Here is a 26,090-nt window from a genome sequence, read left to right as displayed (position 1 = left end):
AAGAGGCCGGGAAATTTGTCAAACGATTCTCCGGCCTCTTGCGCCAGATCGTTTCCCGATTGCGGGCTTTCGAGGCGGTTCGCTGCGCGGAAAAGGCCGGTTTCATGCATAGAGGTTATTCGGGGGAAAACTTCGAACCGCCCGATTCCCGCGCCCTTCCCGCACGGGTAAGCTCCGGTTCACCCAAGGCCCGGATGCTTGAGCCGGATGATGAAATCGCTGCACCGATTGCTGTTCGCCCTGCCCGTGATCGCCGTCCTCAGCGGCTGTATCGACCGGCCGGAACCGCCACGCGGACGCGGCTCGCGTCCAGCGGCCACGTCACGCCCGGAAACGCCGCCCACGCGCGAACTGCGCCAGTGCATGGCGACACTCGGCAACCAGAACGCGGTGTTCACTCAGGTGACGGACAAATACTACGGCAATGGCTGCGCCACACTCGGCACCGTCAAGCTGGCCGCGCTCAACACCGACAATGCCACGATCACCGTCACCAACCTCGGCCCGGTGACATGCGCCACGGCCACGCCCTTCGCCGCCTGGACGCGCTACGGCGTGGACAGGGCCGCGCAACAGATCCTGGGAAGCCGCATCGTGCGGATCGAGACCTTCGGCAGCTACAGTTGCCGCAATGTCGCGGGCACCAACCGCCGCTCCGGCCATGCCATAGCCAATGCCATCGACGTTTCCGCCTTCGTGCTGGGTGACGGCCGCCGCATCAGCGTGCTGGAAGACTGGAACGGCGGAACCCCGGCCGAGCGCCGTTTCCTGCGCACGGTGCACGAAAGCGCCTGCAAGCGCTTCGGCACGACGCTGGGGCCGGACTACAACGAGGCTCACCGCAATCACTTCCACCTGGAAGCCGACGGCGCGAGCTTCTGCCGCTGAACGCGGCAATCCGCCCCGCGAAACGACTGGAAATGAAAAGGCCGGAGCGATTGCTCGCCCCGGCCTTTTTCCCTGAACCCGGTCTTGCCGGAACCTTAGAACGGCAGCTTGTAGAAGCGCACCGCGTTGTCCTGCAGGACCTTCTTCTTGGTGGCGAAGTCGTAGCCGCCCAGCACGTCCTTGATGTGTGCCTGCACGCCCGGATAGAGCGAGGTGGGGTGCGGGAAGTCGGTTTCGAACATCACGTTGCCCACGCCGATGGTTTCCAGCAGCAGCTTGGGCGCCACCTTTTCGAACCAGAAAGTGCACATGAAGTGATCGCGGAAGTAGTCCCAGGGCTGCTTCTTCAGTACGTTGCGCTTGCTGGGCAGCATTTCCTGGAACTGGTGCTCCAGCGCTTCCACCGCGAAGGGCACCCAGCCCATGCCGCTTTCGATCAGACCGATCTTGAGGTTCGGGTGGCGATCGAGACGGCCAGAAACCATCCAGTTGCCCAGCGTTGCCGCATTGCCGATCGAGAACATCGTCGCCACCACCGACAGCGTCTGTTCGAACTGGAAACCTTCCCAGGTCAGCGTGTTCGGGTCGATCGCGGCGTTGAGGTGGAAGTTGAGCGAGATGCCTTCGGCGTCGATCATCTCCAGGAACGGCGTCCAGTATTCGTGGTTGAAGCTGGGCACGCCGACGCGTTCGGGGGTATCGGGCAGCACGAAGCCGCGCAGGCCCATGTCGATGCAGCGACGGGCTTCCTTCTCCATCTCCGCCTTGTTCCAGAACGGCAGGTGCGCCATCGGGAACAGGCGTTCGCCCGATTCACGCTGATAGTCGGCGTTGAAATCGTTGAACGTCTTCATGATGGTCACGGCCAGATCGTCATCGCCCAGCGTCATCAGCATGCCCGCCTGGGTGACGCCCGAGTTCTGGAAGCAGATCTGCGCATAGACGCCCATGTCATCCATCGCCTGAAGGCGCGGGGCGATTTCGTGACCGCCCGGATGTGCTTCTTCCAGCGTGGGGAAGGCAAGGCGGCCGAGCAGCTTGTTGTTGTCCTTGCGGATCACGTTGCCGCCCAGCGAACCGCAGTTGCGATCGCCAATGTACCAGCGATCCACCCCATCGGCATCACGCTTTACGAACGGCATCTTGCTCTTCAGGCCGATCGGCGCGCGGTCGGTGAACAGCGTCGGCGGTTCGCTGAGGTGGGTATCGGTATCGACGATCTTGATGCCTTCCAGCGAGGGATCAAGCCCGCCAGACTGGGTGGAATAGTCAACCTCGCGGATCACGCCGCCCTTGGTGTAGCCCTCAGCGGACCAGTACTTGCGTGCAGATTCCTGCATTTCCTTCGTGTCGCCATCGGCCATGGCCTTATCTCCCAAAAGATGTGTTGGAACCCATGTCGCAACCTGAGCGGCTGCAAGCAATCGAAGAGCCCAACGCCGAGACGATGAATGTCCTAGGAGCCGCTGCCGGGCCGCGCGCATCGGTCTCTGCGCCTTGCCGCGGGGAGGATGCCCGGGCATCCATGGCCTCGGGAGACGACACTATGCCACAGATGCACACGCTCGACGACATCCGAGTCGATTTCGATGCACCGGACAACGTTCCGAAGGATCGCATCGTGGACCTCGGCTTCGCCATGGGCGGCCAGCCCAACGACCTCCTGGACCCTTACGAACCCTGCGAATGGCTATCCGGCCCGGAGATCCCGCGCCTGCTCTACAATCCGCCCGCCCGCCACGGCCTCGGCGCGATCAGCGGCAATCGCGCGGGCAGCTGGGTCGTCAGCCACTATGAGGATATCGAGCGCGTCTATACCGACAACGCGCACTTCTCGAACGCGGGCACGGCGGAATTCCAGCGGTTGATCGGAGAGACGTTCAAGTCGATCCCGCTGGCCATCGATCCGCCGGACCATTCCAAGTACCGGCTCTACCTGATGCCCTATTTCTCACCGGCGCGGATCACCCGCGAACTGGAACCCCGCATCCGCAAGGTCGTCACCGAGATGATCGACGCCGTGGCGGACAAGGGCGAAGTGGACATGGCCTGGGATTTCGCACGGGTCTATCCCGTGCGCATCTTCATGGGCCTGATGGGTTTTCCGGACGAGAAGTTCGAGCAGTTCCTGGACTGGGAGTGGGACATCCTTCACTCGGGCAGCCTCGAAAAGATGCAGGCGGCGCTGCGCGGCGTGCTCGAATTCCTGCGCGCCTTCATCGCCGAGAAGGAAGTCCATCCCGACGAGCATCTCGTCTCCTCGATCGTGCACGGAAAGATCGAGGGCCGCGCGCCGACCGAGGACGAGAAGATCGGCATGGTCTGGTTCCTGTGGCTGGGCGGGCTCGATACCGTGGCGGCCACGATCGCGCAGATGTTCCGCCGCCTCGCGCTCCAGCCCGAACTGCAAAAGCGCATCCGCGAGAATCCGGCGATCATCAACTCGGCGGTCGAGGAATTCCTGCGCACCCAGCCGATCCTCTCCTCGTCCCGTTCCGCCACGAAGGATTTCGAGTGGCACGGCGTGCAAATCCGCAAGGGCGACACGTTCGCCTGCCTCAATCCTTCCGGCAACTTCGATCCCGCGCGATTCGACGATCCGCGAACCTTCGATCCCGAACGCAAGGCGAACCGCCATTTCACCTTTGTCGGCGGGGTCCATATCTGTCTTGGCGCCCATCTCGCCCGGCGCGAGCTTCGGCTGCTGCTGGAAGAATGGTTCACGCGCATTCCCGAATTCCGGGTCAAGCCCGGCGCGGATACGGCGGTGTTTCCGGGACTGCTCTCGATCCGCAACCTGCCGATCGTCTGGGACGCGCCGTAACGGAAAAGGGCAGGAGGCCGCCGCCTCCTGCCCCTGTTTTTCCGGCTCCTAGCGTCCGAGGAGGTTTCGCGCCTGGCTGGCGATCTGGGCCAGCATGGCCGGGCTCAGCGGCACGGTGTTCTCCGCACGCTGGACCATCGAGCGGAAAGTCTGGATCGCGGCGATATGTGCGCGGCCCCATTCCTCGGCCGCCGCCGCCGGGTCGGACTTGCCCGACTTCGTGCGCGCCAGACGCTTGAGGAAGTCGAGCCGCATCTGCTGGAAGTCCCGGGCGAGGCCGGCGACGAGCAGGCGTTCCCATGGGTCCGACGGGTTCATGATCGTGGCGCTGGCCTGCGCCCAGTCAAGCCCCAGTCCGGCGCCGATGCGGGTGAAGGCCCCCACCAGCCGGCGCGCGTCGATCCCGGTCTCGGCGGCGAGATCGGCGATGCCCACCGCTCCGTCGAGGTCGTAGAGATTGGAGACCAGCGCCGCCTCTTCTTCCGGAGCCCCGAGTTCGAGCAGGCCCGCACGCAGCTTCCTGGAATGCACGACGATGCGTTCGCCGAGCAGTTCATGCGTATCCACCGACAGCGCGGCGACCGGGGCACCGATGCGTTCGAGCAGTTCGGCCGGCGGAACCTGTCCGGCTCCGGCGCGCAGCAGGTCGGCCATGTGGCCGCGCACGACGCCCGCCGTGCGGTCGAACAGCGCAATACGCGCGTCTTCCGACATCGGTGCGACTTCGAGACGCTCCCACAGCACGTCGAGATCGAACAACTTCACCGCCAGTGCGAACGCTGCGGCAACCTGCGACAGGTCAGCGCCCTCTTCCTCGGCCAGTTCGAAGGGATGGACGATGCCGAGCCGGTTGACGATCCGATTGGCCAGCTTGGTCGCGATGATCTCACCGGCGAGGCGATGGCCTTCGATGAACCGGGCATACTTCGCCTGCATCGGCTGCGGGAACGCCGCGAGCAGCATCGGCTGGAGCGTGGCGTCGGTAGCGAGGTCGGAGGCCTCGATCGCGGCTTGCAGCACCAGCTTGCCGCTCGAGAGCAGCACCGCGAGTTCGGGACGGGTCAACCCGCGCCCGTCCTGTGCGCGGCGGCCCAGCGCTTCGTTGTCGGCCAGCCCTTCGGTCTTGCGATCAAGGTTGCCGCCTTCTTCCAGCGTCTCGATCAGGCGGATGTGCGAAGGCATCGCAGTGGCCCCGCCGCGCTCGGCGATCGAGAGCGCCAGCGCCTGGAGACGGTTGTCCTCCAGCACCAGTTCGGCAACCTCGTCAGTCATCTCGCGCAGCAGTTCGACGCGCTCTTCCTCGGTGAGCCTGTCGGCCCGCTTGGCGGCGGCCAGCGCGATCTTGATGTTGACCTCGTTGTCCGAACAATCAACGCCCGCCGAGTTATCGATGAAGTCGGTGTTGATCCGCCCGCCGCGCGAAGCGAATTCGATGCGCGCGGCCTGGGTGACGCCGAGGTTGGCGCCCTCCCCGATCACGCGCACGCGCAGTTCGTTGGCGCTGACGCGCAGCGCGTCGTTGGCCGGATCGCCCACGGTGGCGTTGTTCTCGCCCGAGGACTTCACGTAAGTGCCGATGCCGCCGAACCACAACAGGTCGACCGGCGCCCAGAGGATCGCCGAGATCAGCGATTCCGGGTCCAGTTCCGTCGCCTCGATACCAAGCGCCTCGCGCACCTCGTTCGTCAAGGTAATCGATTTAGACTTGCGCGAGAACACGCCGCCGCCCTGCGAAATCAGGGCCTTGTCGTAATCGTCCCAGCTCGAATGCGGCAGGTCGAACATGCGCTTGCGCTCGGCCCAGCTCTTTGCCGCATCCGGGTCGGGATCGAGGAAGATATGGCGGTGATCGAAGGCGGCCACCACCTTGAGCGACTTCGAGAGCAGCATGCCGTTGCCGAACACGTCGCCGGACATGTCGCCGCAGCCGATCACGCGGACCGGGTCGCTCTGCACGTCGACGCCCATTTCAAGGAAGTGGCGCTGCACCGAAAGCCACGCGCCGCGCGCGGTAATGCCCATGGCCTTGTGGTCATAACCGTTGGAGCCGCCGCTGGCGAAAGCGTCGTCGAGCCAGAAGTCGCGCGATTCGGCGATGCCGTTGGCCACGTCGGAGAACTTGGCCGTTCCCTTGTCGGCCGCGACCACGAAGTAGGGATCCTCGCCGTCGAGGATCACCACCGCCTCGGGATGGACCACCTTGTCCGCCACGATATTGTCGGTGATCGACAGCAGGGTGCCGATGAACACCTCGTAACTCGCCTGCCCCTCGGCCGCCCAGCCGGCGCGGTCGAGGGTAGGGTCGGGCAGCTGCTTGGGATAGAAGCCGCCCTTGGCGCCGGTCGGCACGATGACAGCGTTCTTCACGCGCTGCGCCTTCATCAGTCCGAGGATTTCGGTGCGATAGTCGTCCCGGCGATCGGACCAGCGAAGGCCGCCGCGCGCAACCGGCCCGGCGCGCAGGTGAATGCCCTCGACCCGGCGCGAATAGACGAAGATCTCGCGCCACGGCAGCGGCTTGGGCAGCCCCGGAACCAGCGCGGAATCGAGCTTGAAGGCCAGCGCGACTTGCGCCGCGGGCGCGAAGGCATTGGTGCGCAGCATGGCGATGACGACATCGCGGAAAGCGCGCAGCACGCGGTCGTCGTTGATGGCGCTGACATTGGCAAGGCCCGCACGGATCGCCTCCTGCGCCTGTGCCTTGGCCTGCGCGCGATCTCCCTTGAAGGCAGGATCGTGAATGCCGCGGAACAGATCGACGATACCCAGCGTGACCGCCGGTGCGCCAAGAAGAGCATCGACCACAGTGCCGATCCCGAAATGCATGCCTGCCTGCCGCAAGTAGCGATACCAGGCGCGCAGCCAGTCCGCCTCACGCTTGGACAGGCCGAGCCCGGGGACGAGACGGTTGAAAGGATCGTTCTCGGCAAGGTTATTGAGCACGCCGGCCAGGGCGTCCTCGATCATCGGCGCCAGCTTGAGCACTTCGCGCACTTCGCTACCGGACGGCAGCGCGAGCGTGAAATCATGGATCGTGCCGATCCGGCCCTTGTCGAGCGGAGTAGGCATCTCGGCGAGCACGCGGAAGCCGAAATTCTCCAGCGCGGGCACGGCATCGGACAGCGGCAAACTGCCTTCGGCCTGGTAGATCTTGAGGCGAAGCTGCGGCGCCTCGCCGCCATCGTGCTGATAGAGGCGCACCCCGCGGCTGCCGCGCAAGTCGGTGCCGGCATCGCCCACCACGAGACCGCGCATATGCGCAATGTCGAGCGCGGCTTCGGCCGGGCCATAATCGCTGCGATAGGCCATCGGGAAGGCATCGGCATAGCGCGTGGCGATTGCGGCGGCACGGCCCGGCTCCAGCGTCTGGGCAAGTGCGGCCTCGACCGCCTCGCCCCAGCCGCGCAGCATGACTTGCAAGCGGCGATCGAGCGCCTCTTCGTCAAGCACCTGGGCGCCGTCGCGAATATCGACCGTATAGCGCAGCATGGCAAGGTTGCCCGCCTCGACGCTGAGCGACCAGTCCAGCGTCGGCGCTTGCGCGGCTTCCTCGATCATTGCCTGAATGCGCTTGCGCATCTGCGTGGAGAGCGTGTCGCGCGCGATCCAGACGAAGGCGAACAGGTGGCGCGAGAGCGGCGAAGTGGTAACGACCAGACGCGGACGCGGCCGGTCCACCAGCGCGGTCATCGTCGTCGCCAAGCGCTCGACGTCAGCCTCGCCGAAGCCGAGAACCAGATCGTGCGGCAGGCTGGTCATGGCATGGGCCAGCGCCTTGCCGGTATGGCCACCCGGATCGAAGCCGAGCTTGGCGCCCAGACCTGCCAGCAGGCGGCGCAAGCGCGGAACCCGGTCAGGCGCTGCCGCGAGCGCGGCGCTCGTCCACATGCCCGCGTGAACCGAAAGCGCGATCAGCTTCCCGTCCTCGATCACCGGCACCAGGAACAGGTCGAACGGCACGCGGCGGTGCACGGTGGCGATGACATTGGCCTTGATGACCATCGGCGAACGCACCTCGCCCGCTGCGAGCTGGGCATCGAACACCGCAAAAGCGCGATCGTAGCTGGCATCCGACAGGAGATCGCGCGCGTCGCGCTTGCACACGCCGAGCAGGTCGGCATGCGTCCCGTCGCGGTAGCGGGTTACATGGCCGAGCTGGGTCAGCATACCGCCGGCGAACCAGCGCAGCAGTTCCGCGCCTTCGCTGTCGTCCACGCGGTCGGCATCGGCGTCCATCGCCTCGACCATGCGGGGCCAGTCCGCAACGGCAACACGCACATCGGCCAGCGTGGTTTCCAGCGCCGCCTGGAGATCCCGGCGCTGCCGCGCATCGATGCGGTCGGTCTCGATGTAGATCATCGATTCGCGGCGCGTACCGGCCGTTGCGGCATCGGGCAGCGCGGCCAGTTCACCCTGGGCATCGCGTTCGACGAACACGACGGGATGGGCCAGGCGATCGATGACGAGCCCTGCCTCGGCAACCGCTGCCGCCACTGAATCCACCAGGAACGGCATGTCGTCGTTGACGAGCGCGATGCGCAGATAACGCCGCTCCTCGTTCTCCGAAGCGATGTCGATCACCGCCTTGCCGGGCTCACGGTGCGCAGCAAGCGCGAGCAGCACATGCGCCGCTTCTTCAACCCAGGCACTGCCATCGGGCGTGTCGCTCGCCACATCGCCGGGCAGCAGCGAATCGCGAATGCGCGCAGCCAGCGCCGGTTGCAGCGCGGAAGCCTTCCGTCCGGCTTTGGATCGGGTCTTGGGGGCGGCGGTCAGATCGTCTGCGCTCATTGCATTCTCCCGCAAATCAACGGCATGCGGCAACTGCGCGTTTCGCGGCGCGTCAGCTGCCCCACGACAAATATAGGGCCGGTCGTGCGATCCGGCATCCACCGCCAGCCCTTTTTTGGCAAGGGTAGCGGTGTAGCCTTTCCGGTGATGCGACCTTGCACCACAGCAGCCCGAAGCGACCGGCCGGTCTGTTCGGCGTTAGGCGGAGTTGTAACGCCATTTCCCTATCGCGCAATATTCGTTTAACCGCGCGAAATTGAATAATTTGCATCTGGAAGACGAACGCTCCGCCGGTATCACTCGAGAGAGGCGTTCCGGCCACTCAGCCGCAGCTTGAGGAAAGGTGCGAATGTCCCGCCGAACCGCGCGCGCCCTTGGGGCTTGGCAAGGGCGTTCGGATCGTCGAGCCCCCAGTAATCGACGAAGCTGGCTACGGTCAGGTCAGGGAGCACCCACCAGCTATAGGCTTGAAACGGCTCTCGCTCGGGATTGGCAAAGACGAGCCCGTGCCCGTTGAGCAGGTGCCACGGACCGCGGATATCCGACGCTACAGCGCCGTAGAGCCCGGTCGGTGCCTCCACTCCCGGCGCGAATACGTGTGCTTGCGTGGACCAGAACAGGTAGCACCGGCCATCATGCACAACGACATGCGGGCGTTCGAGTTCGTTGTTCACGCCTGCAGCATCGATCGCAGGCGGCAACTTGCGATAGGTTCCGTCGTCCTCCTGACGAGCGAAGCCGATGACGCCGTTGTAAGCCTCCTCGCTGGCGGCGGAGGAGGCCGTGAACAGCAGGTATCTCCGCCCGTCGGGCGCGCGATAGGGTGCCGGATCGCGGAAAGCCTTGATCTGCCCGCTCCGCCCGGCGCCCTCGTGACGGCTCATGTAGAAGAGGTCCGCCGGTGCAACGATCTCCTCCGGTTCGGTCCAATCACTGAAAACCTGCCCCTCGTCGGCCAGTCGTGCCCGGCTCGCGAACAGGCGCTGCCGAAACGAGGGCACGTGCTCCCCCCTCTCACCTGCCGCCGTGAAGCGCAGCACGACCTGGCCGGCATCCAACTTCGCCGAGCCCGACCATTCGCGGCTACCGGGCGTGAAACCTTCCCGGAAGGTCTGCCCGAGATGATGGAAGCCTGCGGCAGTACGATGGAAATGATGGATGCGGGCATGGGCGTGACGCTGTTCGGGATCGTCGAATACGTCAGCGGCAAGCGCGAACCACAGTTCGCCGCCACGCCATGGAACCGGCCTTCCGTCACCATCGGCAAGCGGCCAGGAATCCCACACGTCGAGCCCCGGCGTGTCCCGCGCCACCTTGTCGATGACAGGTGCGCGGTTGATCGTGTTGCCCGACAAACGGGAAAGATCGGCGGGCGACCAGCGCAGCGGCGAAATCGCGATCTCGGTGTCCGACATGAAACGGCTGTCCCCCCGCACGAATAGGCCCCGGATGCGCAATGGATTGCAAGACATCCCTCCCTTCACGTCAAGTACGCATAGAACCGTAGTGGATTCAACCGGGGTCGCCTTGGGACCGAAAATCCTGCATTCCTTTGCAATTCCGACCGCGGCCATTCCGAAATCGAACAGGCCGTGCGTCCGGTTACGCCGCAGATGGGCCGCGTCATTTCGGAGACCAGTCTATGCATCCTGCCCGAAGGCCGAAACTCTCGCTGCTGCGCATTTGCGAGATGAACGCCGGTTTCTTCGGGCTCCAGTTCAGCTTCGGCCTGCAGCAGGCCAACATGAGCCCGATCTACCGCACGCTCGGCGCATCCGAGGCCAGCCTGCCACTGCTCTGGCTCGCCGGCCCTGCAACCGGGCTGCTGGTACAGCCGCTGATCGGCGCGATGAGCGACCGCACCCGATCGAGAATGGGGCGGCGAACGCCCTACTTCCTGATCGGTGCAGTGCTCTGCTCGCTCTGCCTTCTGGCGATGCCGCATTCTCCCGCGCTCTGGGCGGCGGCGGCCCTGCTCTGGCTGCTGGATGCCGGCAACAATGTAACGATGGAGCCCTACCGCGCCTACATTGCCGACCGTCTCTCGCCGGAACAACAGGCCACCGGATTCCTCACCCAAAGCGCCTTCACCGGGCTTGCCCAGACCCTTGCCTACCTCGCTCCCTCGCTTCTGGCCTTCATGATCGACCGCGAACTGCTCGGCCCTAACGGAATACCGGTCATCGTGCGGGCCGCCTTCACGATCGGGGCCGTGCTCTCCGTCTCGACGATCGTCTGGTCGATCCTGCGCGTTCCCGAACTACCCCTCGCACCGCAAGAACATGCCGCCATCGCCGGAAAGAGCTTCAGGCCCCGCGCCCTGCTGCGCGAAGTGGTGCAAGCCCTGCACGAGATGCCGCGGCCGATGCGCAGGATGATCCCGGCGATGCTTTGCCAATGGTACGCGATGTTCGTCTATTGGCAGTACATTACCGAGGCGATCGCACGATCGCTGTTCGACACTGCCAGTCCGGCCACTCCCGCCTATCGCGCGGCGACGCTTGCCGCGCAGGAGTTGGGCGCGCTCTACAATACCGTCGCATTCCTGGGCGCGCTGGCACTGATACCGCTCGTTCGGCGTCTGGGAGCCCGGAAAGTGCATGTCGCCTGCCTCGCCGCGTCCGGGCTTGCCATGCTGTTGATCCCCGCCGCCCCCTCCATTGCCGTGCTCGCTTTCCTGATGCTGGGCGTAGGCCTCGGCTGGGCCGGCATGATGGCCAATCCCTACGTCATGCTTGCCGAAGCAATCCCGCATGACCGGGTCGGAGTGTACATGGGGATTTTCAATATTTTAATCGTGATTCCAATGTTGATCGAGACGCTGACGGTGCCATTGCTCTATAACCCCCTGCTGGCCTCCGATCCGCGCGCCGCGCTGATCCTGGCCGGGATCTTCATGCTGGCCGGTGCAGGTGCGACGTGGTTCGTCGGCCCTTCCCGCCTGCCACATGAAGGGACACGCGAACGATATTCCGATGCCCCGCTTCCGCCGCGGGATTCGAACTGTTAATGGCCGGAAAAAGGGAAGTTGGATGGCCGGCAAGGTAGAACCGACAATCACGGTAGAGGATGACACCGATCGCACGAGCGAAAGTGGCATCAGGTTGCAAGTGCGCACGCTCGCCGATCTGGCGCGCATCGCCGGCGTTTCAGCGGGCACGGTATCGCGGGCGTTGGCGGGGAAAGCGCTCGTCAATCCCGAAACCCGCGATCGCATCCAGGCGCTCGCCCGCCAGCACGGGTTCCAGCCGAACCAGATGGCCAGCAAGCTGCGTACCGGGCGAACCGGGGTGATCGGCGTCGTCATTCCGCTGAGCCACGAGAAACGCCAGCACATCTCCGATCCGTTCTTCCTGACCCTGCTCGGCCATCTTGCGGACGAACTGACCGAAAGCGGCTTCGACGTCATGCTCAGCCGCGCCATGCCCGACGGCACGTCGAACTGGCTGGACCGTCTCACCGGCTCCGGCATGGTGGACGGCCTTATCGTCATCGGCCAGTCCGACCAGTACCACCTGATTGAACGCGCCGCCCAGAGCTACCGGCCCATGGTGGTATGGGGCCATTACCGCAGCGGGCAGACGCACTGCGCCGTCGGCACAGACAATGAAGCAGGCGGCCGCATCGCGGTGGAACACCTGCTCGCAAGCGGGGCCCGCAATCTCGCCTTCCTCGGTCAGACCGGCGGGATCGAGATCGCCACCCGCTTTCGCGGCGCGGCAGCGGCTGCCGAAGCGGCGGGCGCGCCCTTCGCCTATCTCCCCGTCGAACTGGCCGATGCATCGATGGGGCCGCAGATCGAGGAAGCCCTGTCCCGCGCCGATCTCGAGATAGACGGGATCGTCGCAGCCTCAGACCTTGTCGCCATGTCCGCGCTGCGCGCGCTGCACGACATGGGCCGGTCCGTTCCCGGGCAAGTCCGCATCGTCGGTTTCGACGACCTTCCTCTCGCCGCGCAAACAACGCCGCCCCTCACCACCATCCGTCAGGAGATAGCGGAGGGCGCCCGCGCGCTAGTGGAGAAACTCAAGGCGCGGATCGAGGGTGAAACCACCCTCAGCCTCGTCATGCCGCCCAAGCTGGTGATACGCCAGACAACGCGGGCCTGATACCCGCTCACGCCTCACTCTTTTTCCCCGCCACTTCATGCTTCCGGTAACGGATCTATGACGCTAGTCAGCGTTGGGCCCGAACCGGAATCACGTTTCCGGCGGCAAAGTGCGACAATGAGGGGAAATTTTCAGGTGGCTCTGAAAGTGAGCGGCATGGCGCCATGCTGATCGGTATCGATCTGGGGACGACGAACAGTGCCGTTGCGATCTGGCGCGACGGCGAAGCCACGCTCGTCCCGAACGCCCTCGGCGAACTTCTCACATCCTCGGCTGTCTCCATCGAGAAAAGCGGGCAGGCATGGATCGGACGCTCCGCGCTGGATAGGCTCGCGAACTGGCCTCAGGATACCGCCAGCAGTTTCAAGCGCCTGATGGGCACCGCCAGCACCGCGCGGCTGGGCGGGAGGGACTACGGGGCGGAGGACCTGTCCGCGCTGGTACTCGGCGCGCTGGTGAGCGATGTCGAGGCCCTCATGGGTCAACGCCCGACAGAGGCGGTGATCACCGTACCGGCCTACTTCAACGACCGCCAGCGCAAGGCCACGCGCCGCGCCGGCGAACTGGCCGGCCTCACCGTGCGCCGCCTGATCAACGAACCGACCGCCGCCGCGCTGGCCTTCGGCCTTCAGGACAAGGGCGACCGCGAACCGTTCCTGGTCTTCGATCTAGGCGGCGGCACGTTCGACGTCTCCATCGTCGAGATGTTCGACGGCATCGTCGAGGTCCGCGCTTCCGCGGGCGACAACCGTCTTGGCGGCGACGATTTCGACCTGGTGTTGGCCGCCCTGATGAAGCCGCGCATCGATCCGGAGCACCGGCTTGAATCGCTTTCGGCCGAACACCGCGAAGCACTGCTCAAGCGCGCCGCCGAAGCCTGCCGCCGCACGCTGAGTTCCGCGAACGAAGCCGAATTCGCCGTGGTCGTCGGCGAGGAGCGCCTTGCCGCCACCGTGACCGAAGCAGAGTTCGAGGCGGCCTGTGAGCCGTTGCTGCGCCGCCTGCGTGAACCCGTGGTACGCGCATTGCGTGACTGCGCGATCGATGCGGCCGAACTGTCCGAAGTGGTGCTGGTGGGAGGTGCCACGCGCATGCCGGTGGTGCGCCGCGCGATCACCCGCCTGTTCGGCCGGTTTCCCAACAGCTCGGTCCACCCCGACCATGCCGTGGCGCTGGGCGCTGCGATGCAGGCCGCGCTGGTAGGCCGCGATGCCGCGCTGGACGAAATCCGCATTACCGACGTCTGCCCCTTCACCCTTGGCGTGGAAGTGGCCGAGCAGGACGGTTACGGCGGCCTTCAGCGCGGGCTGTTCTCTCCGGTGATCGAGCGCAACACGCCGGTGCCGATCAGCCGCATGAACGTCTACTCCACCCTGGGAGACAACCAGAAGAAGCTGGAATTCGGCATCTACCAAGGCGAAGCGCGCGAAGTGAAGGGCAACGTCAAGCTGGGCGAGATCACGATCCCGGTCCCGGCGCGCCCGGCCGGAGAAGTCTCTGCGGAAGTGCGTTTTTCCTACGACAGTTCCGGCCTGCTCGAGATCGACGTCCACGTGCCGGCCAGCGGCATCGAACGCAATCTCGTCATCGTCGATGAAGAGGACCGGCCGGACCGCAGGGAACTGGAAAGCCGCCGCGCCGCGCTCGCGAAGCTCAAGTTCCATCCGCGCGAGGATGCAGGCAACGTGGCGCTGATGGCGCGCGCGGAACGCTGCTACGAAGACCACATCGGCGAGGTGCGGCAGGCGATCGGCCATTGGATAACCCAGTTCGCCGGCGCGCTCGACACGCAGGATCCGCGCCGCATTGCCGATGCCCGCACGATGCTGGCCGCCCGGCTCGATGAAATCGAGAGCGCGGGGCCATTATGAGCGACGGCGCGCCCTGGTCGATCCTGGGCATCGAGAAGACCTCCGATAGCGCAGCCATCCGCAAAGCCTATGCCGCGCGGCTGAAGGCGATGGATGTGGACAGGGATGTCACCGGCTTCGCTCAGTTGCGGCAAGCCCGGGACCTGGCCCTGCGCCTCGCCCGCAACATCGACCTCCCGCCGGTGGAAGAGGAAGCCGAAACCGCTGCGGAGCCGGAATTCGGCCCCTCACCCGAGGCGCCTCCACGCTGGACTTACGCCGCGCCGGAACTTCCGGGTGAATGGCAGACGGGTACCGATCTGGCCGCCCGTCCCGGCGAGCCGGACGATTCGACGATGCTTGGTCGCATGGCCTGGGCGGCGGCCGCCGCGCGGGAAGGCGTGAGCGGCGCGGGCATTCCGCTCACCACGATCGATCCCTTCACCGCCCCGTTCCTCCCCGGCAATCACGCAGCCGACGATGCCCTTGGCCTGCGCCCCGGCGAAAGCCCGGCGGAACGGCTCGCGATCCTTCTCGATCCCGAGAGCGAGACCGCGGCAGAGCCTCTGACCGAGACCGAAGCCCGGCAGGCGACGCGGGCCCTGCGCAAGATTCTCGACGATGCGGCGCAGTCCCACGTCACGCGCCAGCAGCAGATAGAAGACTGGCTGGCCGAAGTCCTGGCACGCGGCTGGCCGCGCTCCGCGCCGCTTCTGGAAGATGCCAATGCCGCTTTCGGCTGGGAGCGCGAATGGGCGGCCCATGACGCGCGCGCCGGCGTGGCTTTCCTTGGCGCAAGGCTGCGTGGCTACCGCTTCCAGCAGAACGTCCTCCAACCCGGCCATCGCTACAACAAGGCGTGGAACGAACTTGTCCGTCCCGGCAAGGCAAGCCCTTTCCGCATGCTCAGCGGCCCGAGCCAGGGGGATGTGGACGCGCTGCTGCGCGGGGTGCGCAAGAATTTTCCCGAGCTCGAATCGCATTTCGCTCCCGAACGCGTCGCCTCGTGGGAGGGCGGCAATCCGTTCATGACCGGGCTTCTGGTCGCCCTCGGCCTCATCGCCTTCGCCATCGTGCTCGCCGTCGCGCAGACTTCGAACTCCCCATCCTCGCGGCCGGACCGGGTCGCCGCCGCAAGCCCGCTGGAAGCTCAGGGCGAGGAAGCGGAAACGGTGCCCGGAGACGGCGCCGTTACCCGGATCGTCCAGGCTTCGATCAGGGAAGCCTTTGGCGAGGATCGCGACATGAACTGGCTCCAGACGTTCCAGCCGGAACTGGCGCAAGTCTTCACCGCCAATGCCCGCAACGGCGTGAAGACCGGCGAGGAAGAGCCGGTCCTGATCGACAAGGCCATCGCGATCGTTCGCGAACGCAGCTACCGGAACGGACGGGACCTTTCGGGCGACTTGTTCGAAAAGGCGATGCGGCTGCGCCTCGGCCAACTTCGCGCGGCGCGCGAACAGGGAGCATCCGCCTGTCGCCAACTGGGCAACTCCGGCTGGCTGGACTCATTGGAGGTTTCGCCCGAACTGCGCGGCAAGGAGCGCGACTATGCCGTGCAACTGGTAGAAAGCCATGCCCTCGGAGCGCCCAAGGCCAGCGACCAGCACAGCGCGATGGTCCCCGGCACGCTCATCGAAGACGTGATGAAAGCCACCAAACTCAGCCAGAGCGAGGTCGCCGAAGCGATGCAGGGCAAGAGCAGCGATGCCAACCGCTGCGCCGTCACCATCGCCCTGCTCGACAAGACGCTGGGCTGGCGGGGCAAGAACCGCAGGGATATCCTGATGACGCTCTGAAGCGTCAGACCGCCAACCCCGCTGCCCGCGCGCTGGCCCAGGCCCATTGGAAATTGTAGCCGCCAAGCCAGCCCGTCACGTCAGCAGCCTCGCCTATCACATACAGCCCCGGAACCTTGCGAGCCTCCATCGTCTTGGAGGAGATGCCGCCGGTATCGATTCCCCCGGCGGTAACTTCCGCCTTGGCGAAGCCTTCCGAACCGTCCGGCACGAACGGCCAGCGCGCCAGCTTCGCTTCGGCCGCCGCGAGCGCCTTGTCGGACATGGCGCCGAGTTCGCCGTTCAGGCCGAGCCTTTCGCACAGCACATCCACCAGCCGTTCCGGCAGTCCTTCGCCCAGCACCTTGCGGAGCGCCGTGCGCGGGCGATCGCGCTTGGCGTCCCTCAGCCAGCCTTCGCCCCGGTCCGGCAGGAACTGCGTCGTCACGGTCTGTCCGCGCTGCCAGTAGCTCGATATCTGGAGGATGGCCGGGCCGGAGAGCCCGCGGTGCGTAAACAGCGCCGCCTCGCGGAACGCGGCCTTGCCGCCCGCCTTGCCGTCTATGCGCGCGACGACCTCGGTCGACACGCCGGACAACTCGCGGAACAAGGCCTCGTCGCCCGAAAGCGTCAACGGCACCAGGGCGGGGCGCGGCTGGACAACCTTGAGCCCGAACTTGCGGGCCAGGTCATAGGCGATCCCGGTCGCGCCCATTTTCGGGATCGAAGGCCCCCCGGTCGCGATCACGAGCGCCGGGGCCGTCGCCATGCGCTCGCCGAAAGCGACGCGGTAGACCCCGTCGGCATGATCGATTTCACCAAGCGCATCGCCGCAGTTCACTGCGACGCCGCCCTTGGCGCATTCCTCCAGCAACATCGCCACGATCTGCCTGGCCGAACCGTCGCAGAACAGTTGACCCAGCGTCTTTTCGTGCCAGGCGATGCCATAGGCATCGACCAGCGCAATGAAATCGGCCGCAGTATAACGGCTGAGCGCGGATTTCGCGAAGTGAGGATTGCCCGAAAGGTAGCGGTCGGGCGCGGTGTGAACGTTGGTGAAGTTGCAGCGCCCGCCGCCCGAGATCAGGATCTTCTTGCCCGGCTGATCGGCATGGTCGAGCAGCAGCACGCGCTTGCCGCGCTGTCCGGCAGTCGCCGCGCAGAACAGCCCGGCCGCGCCGGCGCCGAGAACGATGACATCGTATGGCACGATGCCCGCCGTGGATGCCGTCATGCCGGCGCCAGATCCAACGCGAGCGCTTCGGCCACGCGGATGCCGTCAACCGCAGCCGAGAGGATGCCCCCGGCGTAGCCCGCCCCTTCGCCCGCAGGGTAAAGCCCCCGCGTATTGAGGCTCTGCAGGTCCTTGCCGCGCGTGATCCGAACCGGCGATGACGTGCGCGTTTCCACGCCCGTCATCACCACGTCGGGGTGATCGTAACCCGGCACCTGTCGGCCGAACACCGGCAGCGCCTCGCGGATCGCATCCACCACGAAATCGGGCAGGCACTGCTTGAGTTCGGTCAGGTGGACACCAGGCTGATAGCTCGGAATCACTTCGCCGAACTCGCTCGAAGGCCGGTCGGCCAGGAAATCGCCCAGCTTCTGGCCGGGCGCCTTGTAGTTTTCACCGCCGGCCTTGTAGGCCAGTTCCTCGAACTTGCGCTGGAAGGCGATGCCCGCCAGCGGATCGCCGGGGTAGTCCTTGTCCGGATCGATATCGACCACGAGGCCGGAATTGGCATTGAACTCGGCGCGCGAATACTGGCTCATGCCGTTGGTGACGACGCGGCCCGGCTCGCTTGCCGCCGCCACGACCCGCCCGCCCGGACACATGCAGAAACTGTAGACTGTGCGCCCGTTCGAAGCCTTGTGCGCAATCGAATAGGCGGCAGGACCAAGGATCTTGTTGCCCGCGTTGTCGCCATAACGCGCCGTGTCGATCCAGCTCTGCGGATGCTCGATGCGCACGCCGATCGCGAACGGCTTGGCCTCGATATGGACGCCGCGGCCGTGCAGCACCTCGAAAGTATCACGCGCGGAATGGCCCACCGCCATGATGACGTGGGTGGCGGGCAGGAATTCTCCGTTGGAGAGATGCAGGCCGGTGATGCGGCGCTCGCCGTCCTCACCCTGCGCGACCTCGAAATCGTCGACGCGGGTGCCGAAACGGTATTCGCCGCCCAGCTGCTCGATCGTCTCGCGCATCGACATCACCATGGTGACGAGACGGAACGTGCCGATATGCGGGTGGGCCTCGGTAAGGATGTCGTCCGGCGCACCGGCCTTGACGAATTCGGTCAGCACCTTGCGGCCGAGGTGGCGACTGTCCTTGATGCGGCTGTAGAGCTTGCCGTCGGAAAACGTGCCCGCTCCGCCCTCGCCGAACTGGACGTTGCTCTCGGTATCGAGCACCGAGCGGCGCCAGAGCCCCCAGGTATCCTTCGTCCGCTCGCGCACGGCCTTGCCGCGCTCGACGATGATCGGCCTGAAGCCCATCTGCGCGAGAACAAGCGCGGCCAGCAGTCCGCAGGGACCGGCGCCGATTACCACCGGTCGCGGGCCATCGAAGCCTTCCGGCGCATGGGTGACGAACTTGTATGACGTATCCGGCGTCGGGCGCACGTGCTGGTCGCCATGATGCGCCGCCAGCACTTTGGCCTCGTCCTTCACCAGCACGTCCAGCGTGTAGACCAGCTTGATCGCGTTCTTGCGCCGCGCGTCATTACCGCGGCGCACCACCGTGACGCGCTCGAGAGCGCCGGGTTCGATCCCCAGCCGCGCGCAGACGGCGGCGTCGAGTTCCTCAGGGGCATGGTCGAGCGGCAGGGTAAGGTCGGACAAGCGTAACATTCGCGGGCCCTTATACCCGTTCGGTCCAGGACGCCACGGCTTTGCGGGGCCGGCGGGGTGCCGTTATGGCAAACCCGCTTGAAGCGGAAAGAAAATCCCCAACGGCTCACAACGCGCCCTCGCCCCGGCGATGTGCCCGTAAACCGGAGCGCAGCAGTGAGGGAGAGTTCACCTTCCCGGGCGGTTCACCCCAAAAGCGCGCGCCTTGTCGATCACCTTTCGGCGAGAATTCCCGCAAGCCATTGCGAAGCCTCGCCAATCGCCCGATCGGCAAGACCCGAAACGGAAACGGCTTCGAGGAAGCTATGCGTGGTGCCCGGATAGACGCGCAGTTCGGTCGCCACGCCTGCTTTCGCGAGTCGCGCCGCCATCTCAAGGTTCTCGTCAAGCAGCACATCGCATTCGGCTACGCAGAGCCATGAAGGCGCAAGCCCCCCAAGCTCTGCATGAAGCGGCCGGGCGAGCGGATCGTCAACCGGCTCCTGGCCGAGATAGCTCGCCCAGAATTCGTCCATCTCCGGCCCGGTGAGCATGTAGCGATCGCCATCCCCATAACGGCGATAGCTTCCTGTCCAGGTGCCGTCCCAAGCGCCATAATTGAGCAGAAGGCCAAGCGGCATCACAGCCCCGACGGTCCTGTGGCGCAGGGCTGCGGCAACCGCGAGATTCGCGCCCGCACTGTCTCCGCCCAGTGCATAACGCGCCGGGTCCAGGCCGTGCGCCGCCCCTGCACCGGCAAGCCAGTCCAGTACCTCCGTGATCGCCTCGATGGCGCAAGGGAAGCGCTGCTCCGGCGCCAGCGGATAATCGATGCCCAGCACCGCGCAGCCGGCTCGGCCTGCATATTCCCGCATCAGCCGGTCATGGGTGTCGATGCTGAACAGGGTCCATCCGCCGCCGTGAAGGTAGACGAGCACGGGCAGGTTCGCTTCGACGGAGGGCCGGTGAATGCGGATTCGCACGCAGGAGGCTCCGACATGGAACTCATCCGCGGCGGCCATCGCCGGGCCGCCCGCTCGCCATGGCTCCCGCTGCCGTTCGGCAATCGCACGTCGCTCGGAGACCGAAATCCCCGGCCGCGAGCCGAGCGCCGCCGAGGCGGCGAACATCGCGGTCAGCCATGACCGGATTTCGGGATCGACATCGTCATTGGGAAACCGTGCCATCGAATCCTGCGCAACCGAGACGGAAATCCGGGAAGATCGAAGCGTTTCAGCCGTAGACTTTCGTTCCGCCAAGGTGGGTCGAAACGACCTTGGCCTTGTCCAGATCGGCCGGATCGATTGCGGTCAGGTCGCGGTCCCAGATCACGAAGTCCGCGAGTCTCCCCGGCGAAAGCGTGCCGGTGTCTGCCTCCGATCGTCCGGCGAAAGCAGCGCCGCGCGTATAGGCGAGCAGCGCGTCATGGATCTCGACCTTCTGTTCGGGATACCAGCCGTTCGGATTGGCCCCGTCGAGCGTCTGGCGCAGCACCGCCGCTTTGAGCCCGGTCAGCGGATCGATCGGCGCCACCGGCCAGTCCGAACCGAACGAGACATGCGCGCCGCTCCTGATGAGCGATTCGAAAGCATATGTGGTCTTGAGCCGTTCCGGGCCGATACGGCGCACCGCCCAGCGGCCGTCGTCCACGGCATGGAACGGCTGGACCGAGGCGATCACTCCCTGTTCGGCGAAACGGCCGATGGATGCGGGGTTGAGGTGCTGTGCATGTTCGATGCGCCCCCGCCGATCGCGCGGGCCATTGACCTTAACCACCTCCGCCCAGAAATCGAGCACCATGTCATTGGCGCGGTCCCCGATGGCATGCGTGGCGATCTGGAGGCCCGCAGCATCCGCCGCCAGCATGAGCGATCGCATCTCGTCAGGATCGGTCACCGTGATGCCCTGCGTCTTGGGATCGTCGAGATAAGGCTCGTAGAACAGCGCCGTGCGCGAGCCGAGCGACCCGTCGAACACGACCTTGCAACCGCCCCAGCGCACGAATTCATCGCCGCGCCCCTCGGCCTTGATGATCGCGTCGAGCTTCTGCCAGTCCTTGAGCGGGGTCATCGCATAGAAGCGGAACGGCAGATTGCCAGAAACCCGCATCCGGCGCGCGGATTCGAAGGTGTTCCAGTCGATCCCGGTCTCGTGAACCTGCGTCACCCCCTTTGACAGGGCAAGCTGGATGCCCCGGCGGTTCGTTGCATCGATCTGCGCGTCGGTGGGGCGCGGAATGCGCTCGATCACCATGTCCTTGGCGGCGTCCTTGAACACGCCGGTAAGGCGGCCCTTGCCGTCTCGAACGATCACGCCGCCGGCCACATCGGGCGTATCCTCGCCGAGGTTCAGCATCCTGAGCGCCAACGAATTCAGCACGATCATATGCAAGTCGTAGCGGACCACGGCGACGGGCGTCTGCTGGCTCACCGTATCGAACCAGTCGCGGCTCGGCAGTTCGCCGCCCCAGGAATCGTTGTCCCAGTTGCCGCCGAGCAGCCATTCCCCCGCCGGCATCGCCTTGGCCGCGTCGGCAATCACTTTCACGAAAGCCTCGCGATTGTGCGCCTCTCGAAGAGAAGGCTGGCCGATCGTGGCCGAGCCCATGGTGAAGTGGACGTGGCAATCGGTAAAGCCGGGCGTGACGAACGCTCCGCCAAGATCGACGACCCGCGTCCGCTTGTCCGCGAGGCTCCGCGTGGCCTCTGCCCCCAGCGCCACCACGCGCGAGCCGACGAGGCCGATGGCGTCTGTGAATATCTCGCGCCCCTCGCCCGTCCAGATGCGGCCGTTGGTGTAGATCGTATCCACCGGAACGCCCCGCGCCCACGCCGCCTGCCTATAGAAAAGCCCGGCCGCTGCGGCGCCGGCGGTGCGGGTGATGAAGTTTCGGCGGTTTAGTGCTGTCATCTTGCGTCCCGTCGGGTGGTGGAAGTCTTCTTCCGAACATGAGCGGGCGCGGTGGAGCCCGAAACGGCCAATTCGAAAAAACCCGACGGGTCCAGTCCGCCTCCCTACCGCGCAGCCTCCGCCAGCGCGGTGATCGCCCTTGTCGCTTCCGTATCGTTGAGACTGGCGAAGCCGAGCCGCAGCCCCCGCGGCGCGGTATCGCGCGCCATGAACGAGCGGTAGCTGGCGAAACGCAGGCCCTGCGCCCGTGCGCGCTCCTCCATCCGGTCGAGATCGCCGCGGAACTTCACCCAGAACGCAAGCCCGCCGTCCGGGACCGCGAAATCGACATGTTCGCCGAGATGCGCGTCAAGCAAGGCCGCGAAGGACTGGCGGCGTTCGGAATAGACACGCCACGCCTTGCGGGCATGGCGGCGCAGTTCACCGTTGCGGATGAGTTCGGCGGCGGTTTCCTCGGTAACGGTATTGCCCATGCCGTCGGTCAGCGAGACCCGGTGCGCCACGGCGTCGATCACCGCTTCGGGCGCAGCAAGGAAGCCGATGCGCAGCGCCGGCAGCAGCAGTTTCGACATCGACCCCAGATAAAGCACCTGCCCCGGCGCATAGCCCGCCATCGGCAACAGCGGCTGAGACTGGAAATGAAATTCGTGGTCGTAATCGTCCTCGATGATCGCGACACCAAACTGTCTTGCGATTTCAAGCAATTGCAGCCGCCGTTCCGGGCGAAGCGCGATCGTGGTGGGGAACTGATGGTGCGGCGTCAGGAACACCGCGCGCACCGAGTGGCGGCGGCACATCGCCTCGACCTCGCCCACGTCGATCCCCTCGTCGTCTAGCCCCACCGGGATCACCTTGCCGCCCAAAGCGCGGATCGCGGCGACGGCGGGCTCATAGGTCAGTTCCTCCACGATCACCGCATCGCCCGGTTCGATCAGCACCTGAAGCGCGAGGAACAGGCCGTTCTGGCTGCCCCTGGTGATGCAGATATTGGCCGGGGTCACGGGCAGTCCGCGCTGGCTGCGCAGCATCTCGGCGATCTGTTCCCGCAGCAGTTCGGAACCGCGCGGATCGCGGTATTGCAGGCGATTGGCGCGCGAGGCGCGGCTGATCGCCGAGCGATAGGCGCGGGCAAGCTGGTCTGCCGGGAAAATCCGCCCGTCTGGCGCGCCTTCGTCCAGCTTGATGCCCTTGCCGCCGGGCAGCGCCAGCGGCCTCTCGGGCGGTTCGGAAAAGCGGTAATGCGTCTGCTCGAACCGCCGATCCGCTTCCTGCCCGCCCTCGGCAGCCGCCGCTTCCGGCGACTGGCTGCTGGGCAGCGAGCGCGAAACCACGGTGCCGCGCGTCCCCTCAGTGGAAAGCCAGCCCTGCGCGATCAGGTCCTCATAGGCGAGCACCACGGTCTTGCGATTGACGCCGAGCGCCCCCGCCAGTTCGCGGCTGCTCGGCAGGTATGTGCCCGAAGCGAGCCGCCCGGTCTCGATATCCCGGATGAGCGCATGGATGATCTGCATATAGATCGGCGTTCCGCGCTCGGGATCGATACGTTCGCCGAGAGTGACCTGCCAGGGACGCAGCATGTTCGTTTTCGCCTTCCTCGTAAGGAGGTTCCTTCGCTAACATCCCATTCCGCGATGGACCATGGGAATTTTCCAATACAGGCATTTTTACGGACCACTGCGCCATTACGGAGCCGTTACCCAAAACGCATGAGGATCTGGAAAAATCATTCAATCCATCACTTAAGCCCTGAATCTCCTGCAAAATGCACCTGACAGAGAGCGACAGAGAAGGGGTAGAACGCCGCAGAGGGTGCCAGAAGCGCCTCATTTCCCGCTTGCCTGCCGCGCCTGCCTGTCCAAAGGACAAGCGCCATGACCGAGACCACGCTTTACGACCGGATCGGCGGCGCGCCGACCATCGATGCCCTTGTCGACAGCTTCTATGCCCGCATGGACGAACTCGATGCAGCGCGCACCATCCGCGCCATGCATCCGCAGGACCTTGCCCCGCTTGGCCAGGTGCTGAAGGACTACCTTTCCGAATGGCTCGGCGGCCCGGCGCTGTTCTCTCCGGTGCGCGGCCATCCCCGCATGCGCCAGCGCCATATGCGCGTGCCGATCGATTCCGCCGCGCGCGATGCATGGCTGCTGTGCATGCGCGGGGCGCTGGCGCAGACCGTGGCCGACGAAGCAGCAAGAAGCGCCATCGACGATGCCATGGCCCGCCTTGCCGACTGGATGCGCAACGTCCCCGACGAACCCGCCGCCGAAACCACGATTAGCCAGAACTAATCGCCTCTCAGGGCAATCCCCTTCGCCTTTCCTGCGGCGCCGGGCCTAGAATGACGGCCTGAAATTTCGATAATGCAGGAGAGCACGTGATGAGTGGTATCGTCGTCCAGAACATCGAGCGGGCCGACCCCGCCGTGATCGACGGCCTCGCCAAGTGCGGCGTCGCAACCGTCCATGAAGCCCAGGGTCGCACCGGCCTTCTCGCCAGCTACATGACGCCGATCTATCGCGGTGCCCGCATTGCCGGTTCGGCCGTGACCATCAGCGCCCCTCCGGGTGACAACTGGATGGTCCATGTCGCCATCGAGCAGCTCAAGGAAGGCGACGTGCTGCTCCTTGCCCCCACCAGCCCCTGCGAGGACGGCTATTTCGGCGACCTGCTGGCCACCAGCGCCATCGCGCGCGGCTGCCGCGGCCTGATCATCGACGCCGGCGTGCGCGACGTGCGCGATCTTACCGAGATGGAATTCCCGGTTTGGTCCAAGGCGATCCACGCACAGGGCACCGTCAAGAACACGCTCGGCTCGGTCAACGTGCCGGTGGTCTGCGCCAATGCCGCCGTGAATCCCGGCGACGTGATCGTGGCCGACGATGACGGCGTGGTCGTGGTCCCCCGGGAAAAGGCCGCCGAAGTGCTCGCCGCCGCGCAGGCCCGCGAAGCCAACGAAGGCGAAAAGCGCGAGAAGCTGGCCGCAGGCGTGCTCGGCCTCGACATGTACAAGATGCGCGAGCGCCTCGAAAAAGAAGGCCTCAAGTATGTCTGAGCGGATCACCTCGTGGCACGCGGCCCCGAGCAAACCGCTCTACACGCCGCCCGCCGGCGCCATTGACGCGCATTGCCACGTCTTCGGCCCGATGGCGCAGTTCCCGTTCAGCGCCAAGGCCAAGTACCTTCCCGAGGACGCCGGGCCGGACAAGCTCTTCGCCCTGCGCGATCACCTGGGCTTCGCCCGCAACGTGATCGTGCAGGCAAGCTGCCACGGCACCGACAATGCCGCGACGCTGGACGCCATCGCCAGGTCGGACGGAAAGGCGCGCGGCGTGGCCGTGGTCGATCCGGCGATCTCGGACGCGGACCTCGCGAAGCTGCATGAAGGCGGCATTCGCGGCATCCGCTTCAACTTCCTGAAGCGCCTTGTGGACGATGCGCCGAAGGACAAGTTCCTCGAAGTCGCCGGCCGCCTGCCCGAAGGCTGGCACGTGGTGATCTACTTCGAGGCCGATATCCTCGAGGAAATGCGTGCCTTCATCGCCGCGATCCCGGTGCCGGTCGTGATCGACCACATGGGCCGCCCGGACGTGACGCAGGGGCCGGACGGCGCGGACATGAAGGCGTTCCGCACGCTGCTCGAAAGCCGGGACGACATCTGGTTCAAGGCCACCTGCCCCGACCGTCTCGACCCGACGAATGACCCGTGGGACAAGTTCGCCGAAGCAGTCGCGCCGCTGGTGGCGGACTATCCGGACCGCGTGATCTGGGGCACCGACTGGCCGCACCCGAACATGCAGGACAACATCCCGGACGACGGCCACCTCGTTGACATGATCCCCCGCATCGCGCCCACGGTGGAGCTTCAGCAGAAGCTGCTCGTGACCAATCCGATGCGGCTTTACTGGCCGGAAGAGCTTTAAGATAAAGGGAAAAGCAGGGGCCATCGCCCCTGCACCCCCGACTTTCTCGGCGCGCCCCGCATTCGCGGTTGGCGCGCCGATTGCATCGGGAGACATAAAAAGCCTGCGGCGCAGGGAGTGCACGAGGCATCTGCGCGCACAAGGTCGATATTCCGAGGGTCCGGGGGATCATCCCCCGGGTCTTC

Annotated in this window: 17 protein-coding genes; 9 read left to right on the top strand and 8 right to left on the bottom strand. The window is 65.6% G+C overall.

Annotated elements, in window-relative coordinates:
- Nucleotides 1-210: 210 nt before the first annotated feature.
- A complete protein-coding gene (locus ACXJ16_RS00810; RefSeq protein WP_132469291.1) occupies nucleotides 211-888 on the top strand; it encodes an extensin-like domain-containing protein in 678 nt (225 codons plus the stop codon).
- A gap of 95 nt (nucleotides 889-983) precedes the next feature.
- Here the strand turns inward: ACXJ16_RS00810 and ACXJ16_RS00805 are convergent, their stop codons facing one another.
- The gene (locus ACXJ16_RS00805; RefSeq protein ID WP_054436325.1) at nucleotides 984-2,252 is read right to left on the bottom strand and encodes an amidohydrolase family protein; all 1,269 of its coding nucleotides are present in this window, start codon (nucleotides 2,250-2,252) and stop codon (nucleotides 984-986) included.
- A 182-nt stretch (nucleotides 2,253-2,434) separates the two neighbouring features.
- Here ACXJ16_RS00805 and ACXJ16_RS00800 point away from each other — a divergent pair, with 182 nt between their 5' ends.
- Nucleotides 2,435-3,712 carry a cytochrome P450 gene (locus tag ACXJ16_RS00800; RefSeq protein WP_185996858.1) on the top strand — a complete coding sequence of 426 codons (1,278 nt, stop codon included), beginning with the start codon at nucleotides 2,435-2,437 and terminating at the stop codon, nucleotides 3,710-3,712.
- 48 nt (nucleotides 3,713-3,760) lie between these two features.
- Here ACXJ16_RS00800 and ACXJ16_RS00795 read toward each other — a convergent pair whose 3' ends face one another.
- Nucleotides 3,761-8,503, bottom strand: coding sequence for an NAD-glutamate dehydrogenase domain-containing protein (locus ACXJ16_RS00795; protein ID WP_324696442.1), 4,743 nt, complete (start codon nucleotides 8,501-8,503; stop codon nucleotides 3,761-3,763).
- 296 nt (nucleotides 8,504-8,799) lie between these two features.
- Nucleotides 8,800-9,918: a glycoside hydrolase family 68 protein gene (locus ACXJ16_RS00790; protein ID WP_463921002.1), complete on the bottom strand. Its 1,119-nt coding sequence runs from the start codon at nucleotides 9,916-9,918 to the stop codon at nucleotides 8,800-8,802.
- Between the two features lie 227 nt (nucleotides 9,919-10,145).
- Between ACXJ16_RS00790 and ACXJ16_RS00785 the strand changes: the two genes are divergently transcribed.
- The 4 genes from ACXJ16_RS00785 to ACXJ16_RS00770 all read left to right on the top strand — a co-directional run bounded on the left by ACXJ16_RS00785 (nucleotide 10,146) and on the right by ACXJ16_RS00770 (nucleotide 16,261).
- Nucleotides 10,146-11,513, top strand: coding sequence for an MFS transporter (locus ACXJ16_RS00785; protein WP_463921000.1), 1,368 nt, complete (start codon nucleotides 10,146-10,148; stop codon nucleotides 11,511-11,513).
- A 22-nt stretch (nucleotides 11,514-11,535) separates the two neighbouring features.
- Nucleotides 11,536-12,612: a LacI family DNA-binding transcriptional regulator gene (locus ACXJ16_RS00780; RefSeq protein WP_054436329.1), complete on the top strand. Its 1,077-nt coding sequence runs from the start codon at nucleotides 11,536-11,538 to the stop codon at nucleotides 12,610-12,612.
- A gap of 164 nt (nucleotides 12,613-12,776) precedes the next feature.
- The gene (locus ACXJ16_RS00775; protein ID WP_463920997.1) at nucleotides 12,777-14,483 is read left to right on the top strand and encodes an Hsp70 family protein; all 1,707 of its coding nucleotides are present in this window, start codon (nucleotides 12,777-12,779) and stop codon (nucleotides 14,481-14,483) included.
- Nucleotides 14,480-16,261 (top strand): hypothetical protein, encoded by a 1,782-nt coding sequence (locus tag ACXJ16_RS00770; RefSeq protein ID WP_185996853.1) that lies wholly within the window; start codon nucleotides 14,480-14,482, stop codon nucleotides 16,259-16,261. The genes ACXJ16_RS00775 and ACXJ16_RS00770 overlap by 4 nt, the downstream gene beginning before the upstream one ends.
- A 4-nt stretch (nucleotides 16,262-16,265) precedes the next feature.
- Here ACXJ16_RS00770 and ACXJ16_RS00765 read toward each other — a convergent pair whose 3' ends face one another.
- The 5 genes from ACXJ16_RS00765 to pdxR all read right to left on the bottom strand — a co-directional run bounded on the left by ACXJ16_RS00765 (nucleotide 16,266) and on the right by pdxR (nucleotide 23,559).
- Complete coding sequence (locus ACXJ16_RS00765; RefSeq protein WP_463920995.1) at nucleotides 16,266-17,474, bottom strand: BaiN/RdsA family NAD(P)/FAD-dependent oxidoreductase; 1,209 nt, start codon at nucleotides 17,472-17,474, stop codon at nucleotides 16,266-16,268.
- Nucleotides 17,471-19,093, bottom strand: coding sequence for an NAD(P)/FAD-dependent oxidoreductase (locus ACXJ16_RS00760; protein ID WP_463920993.1), 1,623 nt, complete (start codon nucleotides 19,091-19,093; stop codon nucleotides 17,471-17,473). The genes ACXJ16_RS00765 and ACXJ16_RS00760 overlap by 4 nt, the downstream gene beginning before the upstream one ends.
- A gap of 212 nt (nucleotides 19,094-19,305) precedes the next feature.
- Nucleotides 19,306-20,259: an alpha/beta hydrolase gene (locus ACXJ16_RS00755; RefSeq protein WP_463920991.1), complete on the bottom strand. Its 954-nt coding sequence runs from the start codon at nucleotides 20,257-20,259 to the stop codon at nucleotides 19,306-19,308.
- Between the two features lie 46 nt (nucleotides 20,260-20,305).
- A complete protein-coding gene (locus ACXJ16_RS00750; protein WP_463920989.1) occupies nucleotides 20,306-21,982 on the bottom strand; it encodes an amidohydrolase in 1,677 nt (558 codons plus the stop codon).
- Nucleotides 21,983-22,086: 104 nt separating this feature from the next.
- Nucleotides 22,087-23,559 (bottom strand): MocR-like pyridoxine biosynthesis transcription factor PdxR, encoded by a 1,473-nt coding sequence (gene pdxR / locus ACXJ16_RS00745; RefSeq protein ID WP_185996848.1) that lies wholly within the window; start codon nucleotides 23,557-23,559, stop codon nucleotides 22,087-22,089.
- A 294-nt stretch (nucleotides 23,560-23,853) separates the two neighbouring features.
- On the opposite strand from pdxR, the gene ACXJ16_RS00740 reads away from it, so the two are divergent.
- The 3 genes from ACXJ16_RS00740 to ACXJ16_RS00730 all read left to right on the top strand — a co-directional run bounded on the left by ACXJ16_RS00740 (nucleotide 23,854) and on the right by ACXJ16_RS00730 (nucleotide 25,905).
- A complete protein-coding gene (locus ACXJ16_RS00740) occupies nucleotides 23,854-24,273 on the top strand; it encodes a group II truncated hemoglobin (protein ID WP_185996847.1) in 420 nt (139 codons plus the stop codon).
- Nucleotides 24,274-24,362: 89 nt separating this feature from the next.
- Nucleotides 24,363-25,037 carry a 4-carboxy-4-hydroxy-2-oxoadipate aldolase/oxaloacetate decarboxylase gene (gene ligK, locus ACXJ16_RS00735; protein WP_185996846.1) on the top strand — a complete coding sequence of 225 codons (675 nt, stop codon included), beginning with the start codon at nucleotides 24,363-24,365 and terminating at the stop codon, nucleotides 25,035-25,037.
- Entirely contained in the window at nucleotides 25,030-25,905 is an 876-nt protein-coding gene (locus ACXJ16_RS00730; RefSeq protein WP_185996845.1) for an amidohydrolase family protein, read from the top strand. Before ligK ends, ACXJ16_RS00730 begins: the two co-directional genes overlap by 8 nt.
- Nucleotides 25,906-26,090 lie beyond the last annotated feature (185 nt).

The organism is Novosphingobium sp. TK71 (genome assembly GCF_055361505.1).
This window is presented reverse-complemented; position numbering and strand designations above follow the sequence as displayed.